Here is an 11,983-nt window from a genome sequence, read left to right on the forward strand (position 1 = left end):
TTGTCGCTGTGGTGGCGGCTCCCCCGTAAGTCGCCGCCCACCCCCCGGGCCCGCACCCCCCGGGCCCCCCCCCCGGGGGGCCGGCGGGCCCCCCCCCCGCCCCCGGCGGAGGCGTCGTGAACAGGGCGCCCTGCGGGGCCGGGGCGGTGTCGGGCACGGGCAGCGTCAGGGTGAAGACCGCGCCCGGCCCCTCGCTGACGGTGATCGTGCCGCCGTGCCGCTGCACCAGCCGGTGGACGAGGGCGAGTCCGAGGCCGCGCCGGGCGGTGCCCCGGTCCGGACGGGTCGACCAGCCGTCCTCGAAGATCGACTCGGTGGTGCCCGGCGCGATGCCCGGCCCGGTGTCGGCCACCTCCACCCGCACCACGTCGACGGCCTCGATCAACGACAGCCGCACCTCGGAGCCGCCCGGCCGTGCCGGTCCGCTCGCGGACGCGTCGATCGCGTTGTCGAGCAGGTTGCCGACGATGGTCAGCAGCCGGCGCAGATGCGGCGGGTCCTCGCCCAGGGCGGAGTCTTCGCTGAGGACGATCCGCACGCCGCGCTCCGCGGCCACCGTGGTCTTGGCGACGATCAGTCCCACGAGCAGCGGGTTGCCGATCCGTTCCCGTACCGACTCGGTCAGCGCCTGCTCGGCGCCGGCCGTCTCGACGGCGAACTCGTAGGCGGCGCCGTGGTCGCCGATGTCCAGCAGCCCGGCCACCGTGTGCATCCGGTTGGTGAACTCGTGCTGCTGGGCGCGCAGCGCGTCGGTGAGCCCGCGCACCGAGTCCAGTTCGCGCAGCAGCCCGATGAGCTCGGTGCGGTCGCGCACGGTGACCACCGCGCCCAGTTCACGGCCGTGCAGGGCCACCGGCATCCGGTTGACGACCAGGCAGTGGTCGTCGGTGAGCACGCTGATGTCGCTGCCCGCGAGGGTGCCGTCCAGGGCGCGGCGCAGCCGCCCGTCCGGCAGCACCTCCGCCAGCGTGCTGCCGAGCGCGGTGCCGAGGCCGAGCAGGTCCCGGGCCTCGTCGTTGACCACCGTGATCCTGCCGTCGGGGTCGAAGGCGACGACTCCCTCACGGATGCCGTGCAGCATCGCCTCCCGGTCCTGCAGCAACCCGGCGATCTCCTCCAGTTCCAGCCCGAACGTCGTCCGCTTGAGCCTTCTGGCCAGCAGGAACGCGGCCGCCGAGCCGAGCGCGACGGCGATGGCGCTGTACAGGCCGAAGGTCGGCAGCTCGCGCCACAGCTCGCCCAGCACATAGTGCTCGGGAATACCGGCGGACACCTCGCCGACCAGCTTGCCGGTGGGCCCGTACAGCGGAGCCTTGCCGTTGGCGGAACGCCCGGTCGCGCCCTGGTCGGTGCCGACGTGGGGCCTGCCGTCCAGCACCACGATCGGATCGCCCGTCGGTTCGCCGACCAGCGCCGGATCGGGGTGGGAGTGGCGGATGCCGCGCAGGTCGAGCACGACCACGTACGACGCCCCTGACGCCTTGCGGATACGTTCGGCCACGGTCTGGACCACGTCGCCGCCGCCCCCGTAGGCCACGGCCTGCCGGATCTGCGGCTCGGCGGCCGTGGTCTGTGCGATGTCGAGCGCGCGCTGCTCGTAGGCGCGGTCGATCTCGCCCCGCTGCGCGAAGGCGAACAGCACGAAACCGATCAACCCGGTCACCGTCAGGATGACCAGCTGGTTGGCCAGGATCCGCGCGGAGAGCCGCCCCTTCCCGCCACGGCCGACCGGTATACGGATGGGTTTCACCAGCGCCTCTCGCCTGTCGTACGGCTACCGGGCTCGGCCCCTTCGCCGTACCCGTGGTGGCGTGATTGTGCCCCCGCTGTCGCCCTTCTGCCCACCCCCGGCTCACTGAGCAGAACGAGCAGAAGCCCGGCTAACACGGCTAACGCGGGATACGGATGAAACAGCGACGTAACACCCGGTGGCCTCTAGCGTCTGCCTTCCTCGACCCCGAGGTTAGGAAGGAGAGGGCCTCAGATGGCTTCACGAAACGATGCCGCGGTGAGCCCGGTAGCCGGGAAAGCCGGCCAGGACAGCGCGCGAGTCGAGATTTCCGGGCTCACCAAACGATTTCTGACTCCTGCCGGTGAGGTGTTCACGGCGCTCCAGGACGTTTCGTTCACCGTGGAGCCCGGCCAGTTCTGCGCGGTGGTGGGTCCGACCGGGTGCGGCAAGTCGACGACGCTGGGCATGGTGTCCGGGCTCGACCGGCCCAGCGAGGGATCGGTCAGGGTCGGCGGCCGTGAGGTGGACGGCGTCACCGACGGCGTCAGCTTCATGTTCCAGGCCGACGCGCTGCTGCCCTGGAAGACCGTGCTCGGCAATGTGCTGATGGGCCCCGTCTTCCGGAAGGTGCCCAAGCAGCAGGCCCAGGTCTCGGCGCGGGACTGGCTGCGCCGGGTCGGCCTGTCGGGGTTCGAGGACCGCTATCCGCACCAGCTCTCCGGCGGTATGCGCAAGCGCGTGGCGATGGCCGCGGCGCTGATCAACGAACCCAGGATCCTGATCATGGACGAGCCGTTCGGCGCCCTGGACGTGCAGACCAAGGCGATCATGTCGACCGAGCTGCTCGGACTGTGGGAGCAGATCCGGCCGTCGGTCATCTTCATCACCCACGACCTCGACGAGGCCGTGGCACTCGCCGACCGGGTCGTCGTCATGACGTCAAGTCCCGGGTCGGTCAAGGCGGTCTTCGACATCGACCTGCCGCGCCCGCGCGGCTCGGTCCAGGAGATCCGTTTCCAGCCCCGCTTCATCGAACTACAGCACCAGATCTGGGACTCGCTGCGCGAGGAGGTGGAGCGCGCCTACGCACGCACCGCAGGAGGTACGGCATGAGCACGGCATCCACGGTTTCCCCCGCTCCCGTCAGGGGCGGCGCACGGCTCTCGGCCGGGGCAGCCGCCAAACGCGCTCATCGGCGCCGCATCGCCCAGGTGTGGGCGGGCCGCATCGGCCTCGCGGTCCTCGTCATCGGCGGCTGGCAGGCGTTCACCACCTGGGGGATCGTCGACCCGTTCTTCTTCGGGCAGCCCTCCGGCATCGCCAAACGGCTGGTCGACCTCTTCCGGCACGGCACCGAGTTCGGATCCTTCTACGCGAACATCTGGACGACGATCCAGGAGGCCCTCGTCGGCTTCGCCCTCGGGGCCGTCACCGGTGTGATCTTCGGAGTCGCGCTCGGCCAGAGCCGCTTCCTCGCCGACGTCCTCGGCCCCTACATCAAGATGGTCAACGCGATCCCGCGGATCGTCCTCGGCTCGATCTTCATCGTCGCGTTCGGCATCGGCGTGCTGCCGAAGATCCTGCTCGCCGCGGTGCTGGTGTTCTTCATCGTCTTCTTCAACGCCTTCCAGGGCGTCCGCGAGGTCGACCGCAACATCCTCGCCAACGCCAGGGTGCTCGGCGCCTCCCAGCTGCAGATCATCCGGCACGTCACCGTGCCCTCCGCGCTCACGTGGATCATCGCCAGCCTGCACAGCGCCTTCGGCTTCGCCATCGTCGGCGCGCTGGTCGGAGAGGTGCTCGGCGCGCAGAGCGGCCTGGGCCTGGTCATCAAGACCGCGCAGAACAACTTCGACCCCGACGGCGTGTTCGCGACGATGCTCGTCATCTCGGTGATCGTGCTCGGTGCCGAGTGGGTGATCGGCAAGCTCGAACGCCGGCTGCTGTCCTGGCGCCCGCCGGCCCCGTCCGAGGCGTCCAACGCGCTCTGACCCGGCCCTCCCACTCCCTCTCCCCCGCTCTTCCCCGTTCTGTTCCAGCGCACCTCAGAAAAGGAATGTGGCCAGCCATGTCCAGACGACCCGTCACCGTTGCCGCGTCTCTCCTCGCCGTTCTCGCCCTCGGCGCGGTCAGCGCCTGTTCCAGCAACTCAGGCAGCACCACCGCGAGCAGCGGCTCCGGCGGCACACCGTCGGTCAAGCTCATGGTGGGCGGTATCGACAAGCAGATCTATCTGCCCTACCAGCTCGCCCAGAACCTCGGCTTCTACAAGAAGTACGGCGTCGACGTCCAGCTCAGCACCGAGCAGGACGGCGGTGTCGGCGCGGAGGAGGCCATGGCATCCGGACAGGTGGACATGGCGGGTGCCTGGTACAACCACACGATCGAGTTCCAGGCCAAGGGCAAGGCGGTGGAGGACGTCGTCCAGCTCTCCGGCGCGCCGGGCGAGCGGGAGATGTGCACCAAGAAGTCGGGCGTCACCTCGGGCGCCGACTTCAAGGGCAAGACCCTGGGCGTCACCGACCTGGGATCGGGCACCGACACGCTCACCCAGTTCCTGGCCGCCAAGAAGGGCGTCAAGACGAGTCAGTTCCACCGGATCGGGGTCGGCGCGGGCTCCACGGCCATCGCCGCTCTGCAGAACGGCAAGGTCGACTGCGTGATGACGACGCAGCCGACGGTGGCCGCGATCCAGAAGAAGGGGGTCGGCGCCTCCGCGATCGACCTGGCCACCACGCAGGGCGCCAAGGCGGCGATGGGCGGCGCCTACCCTGCAGCCAGTGTGCTCGCCCGCACCGACTGGGTGAACTCGCACAAGGACACGGTGCAGAAGGTCGTCGACGCGCTCGTCGCCACCATGCACTGGATCAACACGCACAGTGCGGCCGACATCGCGAACAAGCTGCCGGCGTCGTTCGTGTCGAACCAGCTGGTGACCAAGGCCGACTACATCACCGCCCTGACCGAGGACAAGGGCCAGTTCCTCCCGGACGGCCTCATGCCGGCCGGCGGTCCGAAGACCTCCCTGGCGACGGAGCAGTTGGTCGGCAACGTGAAGGGGTCGGTGGATCTGAGCAAGACGTTCACCAACGAGTTCGCCCTCCAGGCCAACAAGACCGAGGGCTTCAGGACCACCACGTCCCCGGCAGGACCGACCGGCTGACCGACACCGGACGCGGGGCCGCTCAGGTGACATCCACCGGGCGGCCCCGCACCATTTCCGTCTCGTCCTGGTCGACGGGAAGGAGCAGGGTGAACGTGGTCGGGTGTCGGCGGGTCAGGGAGAACCTGCCGCCGAGCGAGACGGCCAGGTCTCGGGCGAGGGCCAGGCCGATGCCCGTTCCGCGCCCGTCCCCGGTGCGGCCGCGGTCGAAGAGCCGGGACGGCTCGCCCGTCACGGCTCCCTCGTCGCTCACGTCGAAGGCGAGGGCGTCCTCCAGGTCCCGCACCGTCACGCGGACCGTGCCGCGCCCGTGCACCCGGGCGTTGTCCAGCAGGATGCCGAGCACTTCCGACACAGGCCCGCCCGGAACGCGGACGTCGGCCGGTGCGTCCTGGCCGGCGCACTCCAGGCGTCTGCCGTCCTGGGCGAAGAGGCCGTGCCACCGCTCCTCCGTCTCCCGCAGCAGCTGTCGTACGGCGACCGTCCCGGCGGTGGGGCGAACCGTCTCCCTGGAGCGGGACAGGCGCAGCACCTCCTCCACCGTGTGATGCAGGCGCTCGGTGGTGGCCAGTGCCTCGGCCAGCACGGGCCGCAGCCGGGTGTCGTCGTCCTGGGCGAGGCCCGCTTCCAGGGCGAGTTGCAGGCCGGTGAGCGGGGTGCGCAGCTGGTGGGAGGCGTTGGCGGTGAAGTCACGTTCGTGGCGCAGGAGTTCGGAGAGGCTGTGCAGCATGTCGTTGTGCGTGCGGGCGACCTGGTCGATCTCGGCGATGCCGCTCGGGGCGGCCCGTGCGGTCAGGTCGCCCTCGGTCACCGCCCGGCAGTGGCGGGAGAGGTCCTCCAGCGGCGCGGCCAGCGCCCGGGCCTGCCGGCGGGCGACGAGGACGGCGACGGCCAGCGCGAGCGCGGCCACGCCGAGCAGCAGCGTCCAGGCGACGAGGACCCGGTCGCGCACGGCGGCGGCGGGGGTCGAGGCCCGTACGACGCCGATCACCTTCTCGGCGTGCGAGACGGGCACGGTCACCACCAGGTCGGCGCCCGCCCGGCCCCGTACCGCCGCACCGCCCAGGGCCTGCCGGACCGGGGTGTCGCCGGGCCGTGGGCCGCTGCCCGCGCGCAGTCGCAGTTGAGGGTCGTACAGGCCAAGACGACCGCCGGCCGGGGGCGCGGGCAGTTCCACCGGGTCGCCGGTCACGAAGTCCGGGCTCACCCGTACGGCCGCGGCCAGGGCCGACCGTTCCAGGGTGTCTCGCTGGTCGGCGTACAGGGACGACCTGATCGCCAGGGCCAGCGGGACGGCGAGGAGGACGACGGCGACCAGGGCGGCGGTCAGGGCGACTCTCACCACGCGCTGTCTCATGCCCTCATCATGCGCGCCGCCCACCTGGGCGAATGCACTGCGCCACACGCTTTTGCCGTCGTCTAACCCTCGGCGAAGGGGGCGTTAACCGGCCGCCTCCTAGCGTCGGTGCCATGACCGTCCGGTCCGAGGCTCCCCTGGAGGGCAGTGGCCATGGCAGCACACACAAGGGCGTACGCCGTCGTCGGGCTGACCCTCGTGGCGACGGTGACCGCCGGCTGTTCCGGTTCCGGGTCGCACGCCGGTTCCGGCAGCCCCGCGTCCGGTTCGACCACCGTCAGCGGACAGAACCAGCCGGCGCCCACCGAGTCCAATCCGCCCGGCGACATCCCCGACAACCAGGTGTACGTCTCCTACCGGCCGACCGGCGGTTCCTTCACCGGCTTCACCCTGAAGGTGCCAGAGGGCTGGGCCCGCACCAGTCAGGGCGGCACCACCACGTTCACCGACAAGCTCAACACCGTGAGGATCACCGGGGTTTCCGCCTCCGATGCACCCACGATCGGGTCGGTCACGAATGCGGTCATACCCCGACTCCGCTCCCAGGTGCCGAAGTTCTCCTCGCCCAAGGTGAGTGAGGTGACCCGGCACGCCGGCCGTGTTGTCCTGCTGACCTATCAGGGCGACTCGGCGAAGGACCCGGTCACCGGCAAGGTGGTGCGGGACGCCTTCGAGCGGTACGCGTTCCACCGCGCGGGGCACGAGGTGGACCTGACCCTGTCGGGGCCGGTCATGGCAGACAACGTCGACCCGTGGCGCATCGTCAGCGACTCCTTCTCCTGGCGGTGAGTGCACCATGCCCGACGGCACACACATGAACGGCGTCGCCGACGACGTCCTCACGGCCCGCGAGCTGTACCGCTTCTACCGGGCCGGAGAGGAGGAGACACTCGCGCTGCGCGGGGTGTCGCTGAGGGTGCGGCGCGGTGAGACGGTCGCGGTCGTGGGCCCGTCCGGGGCCGGCAAGTCGACCCTGCTGGCGTGCCTGGCCGGACTCGACGAGCCCTCCGGCGGCGAGGTCCGTGTCGGCGGCGTACGGATCAGCCACCGGCCCGAGACCGAGCGGGCCCGGTTGCGGGCCCGGCACATCGGCGTCCTGCTGCAGACCCGCAACCTGCTGCCGCACCTGAGCGTGCGGGACAACGTCCGCCTGCCGCAGCGGGCGCGGGGCCGCCGGGCCCCCGTCCCGGCCGGGGAACTGCTGACCCGGGTGGGGCTGGCCGACCGGGCGCACGTCCTGCCGTACCAGTTGTCCGGCGGAGAGCTGGCGCGGGCCGGGCTCGCCGTGGCGCTGGCCAACGCGCCCGCTGTCCTGCTCGCCGACGAGCCGACCGGTGAACTGGACGGCGAGACCGAGCAGTTGGTCCTGTCGATGCTGCGGGAGCGGGCCGCGGAGGGGTGCGCGGTGCTGATCGTCACGCACAGTCGGGAAGCCGTCCGCATCGCGGACCGCGTGATCACCCTGACGGACGGGAGGGCCACCGAGGCCCGGCGGCCGGACCGCGAGGAGGCGTCCGATGCCGTCGGATGAGGTGCTCGTCGGCTGCGCGGACGCGGCCCTGACCTTCGGCCGGGGACCGCAGGCGGTCGTGGCCGTGCACGGGGCCGACCTGGAGATCCGGGCCGGGGACCGGCTCGCGGTCGTCGGCCCCTCGGGGTCGGGCAAGAGCTCGCTGCTGCACCTGCTCGCCGGGCTCGAACAACCCACCAGCGGCACCGTCACCCGGGCCGCTTCGCTCGGGCCGTACGACATCGGCCTGGTGTTCCAGGGCGACAGCCTGATCCCCGCCCTGAACGTGGCGGAGAACACCGCCCTGCCCCTGGTCCTCACCGATCGTCCGGAGGGCGAGGCGCGACTGTGCGCGCTCGCGGCACTCGCCCTGGTGGACGCCGCCGACCTGGCCGACCGGCTCCCCGAGGAGATCTCCGGCGGCCAGGCCCAGCGGGTGGCCGCCGCCCGGGTCCTGGCCCAGGCGCCACGCCTGATCCTGGCCGACGAACCCACCGGACGCCTCGACCACGCCACCGGCGCCCGCGTTCTGGACGCCCTGCTGACTGCCGCCGGCCACACCGGCGCGGCACTCGTCGTCACGACCCACGACCCGGCCGTCGCCGCCCGGCTCACCGTCCGCCGCGGCATGCGCGCCGGACGGCTGCTCGCACCCGAGGAGGTTCCGTGACCACCGCCCGGACGCAGGAACCGCACCGGCACCGCACCGGAACCCCGCCGGCCGCCGAGGAGCTGCCATGATCGCCACCTGGGCCCGCGGACTGGCCCGCCACCGCAGCGGACGGCTGCTGGCCGCCCTGACCGGCATCGCGCTCGCGGTCGCCCTGGTCGCCGCGCTCGGCTCCTTCCTCACCGCGTCGAAGGCGACCATGACCCAGCGCGCCGTGCGCTCGGTCGCCGTGGACTGGCAGGTCCAGGTGCAGCCCGGCGCCGACCCGCACACGGTCCTGTCCCTGGTGGCCAGGACTCCGGGCACCCGCACCGCCCTGCCCGTCGGCTTCGCGCACACCGGCGGCTTCACCGCCCGTGTGCAGGGCAGCACCCAGGCCACCGGCCCCGGCATGGCCCTCGGCCTGCCCGACGGCTACCGCGCCCGCTTCCCCGACGCCGTCCGCACCCTCTCCGGCTCGTCCACCGGTGTCCTGCTGGCCCAGCAGACCGCCTCCAACCTGCACGCGGCCCCCGGCGACACCATCGGCGTCCAGTTCCCCGGTGCCGGTCTGCGGCAGGTGAAGGTGGACGGTGTGGTCGACCTGCCCCAGGCCGATTCCCTCTTCCAGACCGTCGGCGCCCCCAGCCAGTCCCAGCCGACCGCTCCCCCGGACAACGTCGTCCTGCTGCCCGCCACCACCTTCGCCGCCCTCACCCGCGGCGCCACCGGCGTCACCACCCAGATCCACGCCGCCCGCGACAACGCCCGGCTGCCCGCCGACCCGGCCTCGGCGTACTCCGCCGTCACCGGCGCCGCCCACCACCTCGAAGCCCGCGCCGCGGGAACGGCCCTGGTCGGCAACAACGTCGGCGCGGCTCTCGACTCGGCCCGCCAGGACGCCCTCTACGCCCAGATCCTCTTCCTCTTCCTCGGTGTGCCGGGCGCGGTGCTGGCCGCCACGCTGACGGCGGCGGTCGCCTCGGCCGGCGGCGAACGGCGCCGGCAGGAACAGGGGCTGCTGCGGCTGCGTGGCCTGCGGCCCCGTCAGATCACCGCACTCGCCGGTCTGGAGGCCGCCCTGATCGGCCTCGCGGGAGGTCTGGCCGGGCTGGGCATCGCCGCCCTCACCGGCCGTCTCGCCTTCGGCACGGCCTCCTTCGGCGCGAGCGCGGCGACCTGGTCCGTCTGGTACACCGTCGCCTTCGTACTCGGAGCCGCGGTGGCCGCGGGCGCCGTCCTCGCCCCCGCCCTGCGGGACCTGCGCACGGCCACCGTCGCCGACACCCGCAGACAGGAGGCCGTACGACACCCCCGGTCGCCCTGGTGGATGCGGTACGGCCTGGACTTCGCCCTGCTGATCGGCTCGTGGCTCGTCTTCCGCGCCTCCTCCGGCAACCAGTACGCACTCGTCCTCGCGCCCGAGGGCGTCCCCAGCATCTCCGTGTCGTACTGGGCCTTCCTCGGCCCCGCCCTGCTGTGGATCGGCGCGGCCCTGCTGCTGTGGCGCCTCACCCTGCTCGCCCTCACCCACGGCCGCCCCGCCCTGGCCCGGCTGGTCCGGCCGCTGACCGCGACCCTGGCCGGCACCACCGCGGCCACGCTCTCCCGGCGGCGCCGCCCGGTCGCCCGGTCGGTAGTCCTGCTCGCCCTCGCCGTCTCCTTCGCGATCTCCACCGCCGTCTTCAACGCCACCTACCACCAACAGGCAGAGGTCGACGCCCGGCTGACCAACGGCGCCGACGTCACCGTCACCGAACCACCCGGCGCCCAGGTCCCGCCCACCGCCGGGGCAGCGCTGAAGATCTCCGGCGTACGGCACGTGGAACCCCTCCAGCACCGCTTCGCCTACATCGGCTCCGACCTCCAGGACCTCTACGGCGTCCGCCCCGGCACCATCGCGCGGGCCACCTCGCTCCAGGACGCCTACTTCGCGGGCGGCACCGCCGACCAGCTGATGCGCCGTCTCGCCCAGCGCCCGGACAACCTCCTCGTCAGCGTCGAGACCGTGAACGACTTCCAGCTCTCCCCCGGTGACACCGTCAACCTGCGCATCCAGGACGCCCGCACCAAGTCCCTGCGCACGGTCCCCTTCCACTACGCCGGCATCGCCAAGGAGTTCCCCACCGCCCCCAAGGACAGCTTCTTCGTCGCCAACGCCTCCTACATCGCCAAGGCCACCGGCGACGAGTCGGTGGGCGCCTTCCTCCTCGACACCGGTGGCACGCACCAGCGGCAGATCGCCGACCGGCTGCGCAGGCAGCTCGGTACCCGGGCCACCGTCGCCGACCTCACCCAGACCCGCGGCACCGTCGGCACCAGCCTGACCTCCGTCGACCTGGCCGGCCTCACCCGCATCGAGCTTGCCTTCGCCGTCCTGCTCGCCGCCGGGGCCGGCGGCCTGGTCCTCGGCCTCGGACTCGCCGAACGCCGCCGCACGTTCGCCATCGCCACCGTCCTCGGCGCGCGACCCCGCCAGCTGCGCGGCATGGTCCTCTCCGAGGCCCTGTTGCTGGCCTTCGGCGGCCTGGCCGGCGGCGCCCTCATCGGCTGGGCCCTGTCGGAGATGCTGGTCAAGGTCCTGACCGGAGTCTTCGATCCGCCACCCGCGGCCCTGTCGGTTCCCGGCGTCTACCTGGCGCTCACCGGGGCAGCCGCCGTCGCCGCCATCCTGGCCGCGGCCCTCAACGGCGTCCGCGGCAGCCACCGCCCCGCCGTGGAGGAGCTCCGCGACCTGTGAACACGGCGAGCACCCACGCCGGGCCCCTCGCCCCACGGGCTCCTAGGCTGTCGACCATGCGCACGCCCGCCGCACCGGACCGCAACCGACTGCGCGTCCTCGTCGTCGAGGACGACGACACCATCGGCCGCCACCTGGAAACCGGCCTGCGCGGCCACGACTACGCGCCGACGTGGTGCCGCACCGGAGCGGCCGCACTGACGGAGGCCGGACGGGCACCGTACGAGGTACTGCTGCTGGACCTGGGGCTGCCGGACATGGACGGCCTGGACGTCGCCCGGCAGCTGCGTGCCCGACTACCCGACCTGCTGATCGTCGTCCTGACGGCACGGACCGACGACATCGACATCATCGCCGGGCTGGACGCCGGGGCCGACGACTACCTGGTCAAGCCGTTCAGCCTGACCGTGCTGCTCGCCCGGCTGCGGGCTCATCTCAGGCGGCACGCGGTGGCCGCGCCGGCCCGGGAGCCGGTACAGCTGGGAGATCTGGTCGTCGACGTGACGGCCCGGCGCTGCGCCCTGCTCGGTGCCGAAGTCCCGCTGCGGGCAAAGGAGTTCGACCTGCTCGCGGTGCTGGCCGAGCGGGTCGGCGAGGCGGTCTCACGCGAGACGCTGATGGCCGAGGTGTGGGACGAGAACTGGTTCGGCTCCACCAAGACCCTCGACGTGACGTTGGCGGGCCTGCGCCGCAGACTGACCGAGGCGGCGCAGGCGGGCGGGCGGCAGGCCCGGCTGCCCCGGATCACCACGTTGCGGGGGCACGGGTACCGGCTGGACCGGCAACCGGATCCGCCGGACTGACACACTGCCGGTGGGCCGGGGCAGTGGGC

The 11,983-nt window shown here is 72.4% G+C and carries 10 protein-coding genes; 8 read left to right on the top strand and 2 right to left on the bottom strand.

Going from position 1 to position 11,983, the window contains the following annotated elements:
* On the bottom strand, positions 1 to 1,750 hold a 1,750-nt coding region (locus tag ACFWPS_RS44185), incomplete at its 3' end, for an ATP-binding protein (RefSeq protein WP_383717149.1).
* 234 nt (positions 1,751 to 1,984) lie between these two features.
* Between ACFWPS_RS44185 and ACFWPS_RS44190 the strand changes: the two genes are divergently transcribed.
* The 3 genes from ACFWPS_RS44190 (at position 1,985) to ACFWPS_RS44200 (ending at position 4,895) form a co-directional block, all read left to right on the top strand.
* The gene (locus ACFWPS_RS44190) at positions 1,985 to 2,845 is read left to right on the top strand and encodes an ABC transporter ATP-binding protein (protein ID WP_383717151.1); all 861 of its coding nucleotides are present in this window, start codon (positions 1,985 to 1,987) and stop codon (positions 2,843 to 2,845) included.
* Positions 2,842 to 3,723 (top strand): ABC transporter permease, encoded by an 882-nt coding sequence (locus tag ACFWPS_RS44195; RefSeq protein ID WP_383717154.1) that lies wholly within the window; start codon positions 2,842 to 2,844, stop codon positions 3,721 to 3,723. Before ACFWPS_RS44190 ends, ACFWPS_RS44195 begins: the two co-directional genes overlap by 4 nt.
* A gap of 77 nt (positions 3,724 to 3,800) precedes the next feature.
* Positions 3,801 to 4,895: an ABC transporter substrate-binding protein gene (locus ACFWPS_RS44200; protein WP_383717157.1), complete on the top strand. Its 1,095-nt coding sequence runs from the start codon at positions 3,801 to 3,803 to the stop codon at positions 4,893 to 4,895.
* Between the two features lie 22 nt (positions 4,896 to 4,917).
* Here ACFWPS_RS44200 and ACFWPS_RS44205 read toward each other — a convergent pair whose 3' ends face one another.
* Complete coding sequence (locus tag ACFWPS_RS44205) at positions 4,918 to 6,252, bottom strand: histidine kinase dimerization/phospho-acceptor domain-containing protein (RefSeq protein ID WP_383717160.1); 1,335 nt, start codon at positions 6,250 to 6,252, stop codon at positions 4,918 to 4,920.
* Positions 6,253 to 6,405: 153 nt separating this feature from the next.
* Between ACFWPS_RS44205 and ACFWPS_RS44210 the strand changes: the two genes are divergently transcribed.
* From ACFWPS_RS44210 to ACFWPS_RS44230, 5 genes are all read left to right on the top strand, one after another.
* Positions 6,406 to 7,041: a hypothetical protein gene (locus tag ACFWPS_RS44210; RefSeq protein WP_383717162.1), complete on the top strand. Its 636-nt coding sequence runs from the start codon at positions 6,406 to 6,408 to the stop codon at positions 7,039 to 7,041.
* Positions 7,042 to 7,048: 7 nt separating this feature from the next.
* The gene (locus ACFWPS_RS44215) at positions 7,049 to 7,783 is read left to right on the top strand and encodes an ABC transporter ATP-binding protein (protein WP_383717165.1); all 735 of its coding nucleotides are present in this window, start codon (positions 7,049 to 7,051) and stop codon (positions 7,781 to 7,783) included.
* Complete coding sequence (locus ACFWPS_RS44220; RefSeq protein WP_383717167.1) at positions 7,770 to 8,432, top strand: ABC transporter ATP-binding protein; 663 nt, start codon at positions 7,770 to 7,772, stop codon at positions 8,430 to 8,432. The genes ACFWPS_RS44215 and ACFWPS_RS44220 overlap by 14 nt, the downstream gene beginning before the upstream one ends.
* Before the next feature lie 67 nt (positions 8,433 to 8,499).
* Entirely contained in the window at positions 8,500 to 11,151 is a 2,652-nt protein-coding gene (locus ACFWPS_RS44225; protein WP_383717169.1) for an FtsX-like permease family protein, read from the top strand.
* A gap of 56 nt (positions 11,152 to 11,207) precedes the next feature.
* Positions 11,208 to 11,954: a response regulator transcription factor gene (locus tag ACFWPS_RS44230; protein ID WP_383717171.1), complete on the top strand. Its 747-nt coding sequence runs from the start codon at positions 11,208 to 11,210 to the stop codon at positions 11,952 to 11,954.
* The last annotated feature ends 29 nt before the right edge of the window (positions 11,955 to 11,983 follow it).

Source organism: Streptomyces sp. NPDC058457, from assembly GCF_042720695.1.
Taxonomy (GTDB): Bacteria; Actinomycetota; Actinomycetes; order Streptomycetales; family Streptomycetaceae; genus Streptomyces.

Excerpts from the sequence above, each read along its gene's own strand:
- ACFWPS_RS44200 (WP_383717157.1), top strand. The coding sequence starts at position 3,801 with ATGTCCAGACGACCCGTCACCGTTGCCGCGTCTCTCCTCGCCGTTCTC.
- ACFWPS_RS44225 (WP_383717169.1), top strand. The coding sequence starts at position 8,500 with ATGATCGCCACCTGGGCCCGCGGACTGGCCCGCCACCGCAGCGGACGG.
- ACFWPS_RS44205 (WP_383717160.1), bottom strand. The coding sequence starts at position 6,252 with ATGAGACAGCGCGTGGTGAGAGTCGCCCTGACCGCCGCCCTGGTCGCC.
- ACFWPS_RS44220 (WP_383717167.1), top strand. The coding sequence starts at position 7,770 with ATGCCGTCGGATGAGGTGCTCGTCGGCTGCGCGGACGCGGCCCTGACC.
- ACFWPS_RS44190 (WP_383717151.1), top strand. The coding sequence starts at position 1,985 with ATGGCTTCACGAAACGATGCCGCGGTGAGCCCGGTAGCCGGGAAAGCC.
- ACFWPS_RS44195 (WP_383717154.1), top strand. The coding sequence starts at position 2,842 with ATGAGCACGGCATCCACGGTTTCCCCCGCTCCCGTCAGGGGCGGCGCA.
- ACFWPS_RS44230 (WP_383717171.1), top strand. The coding sequence starts at position 11,208 with ATGCGCACGCCCGCCGCACCGGACCGCAACCGACTGCGCGTCCTCGTC.
- ACFWPS_RS44210 (WP_383717162.1), top strand. The coding sequence starts at position 6,406 with ATGGCAGCACACACAAGGGCGTACGCCGTCGTCGGGCTGACCCTCGTG.
- ACFWPS_RS44215 (WP_383717165.1), top strand. The coding sequence starts at position 7,049 with ATGCCCGACGGCACACACATGAACGGCGTCGCCGACGACGTCCTCACG.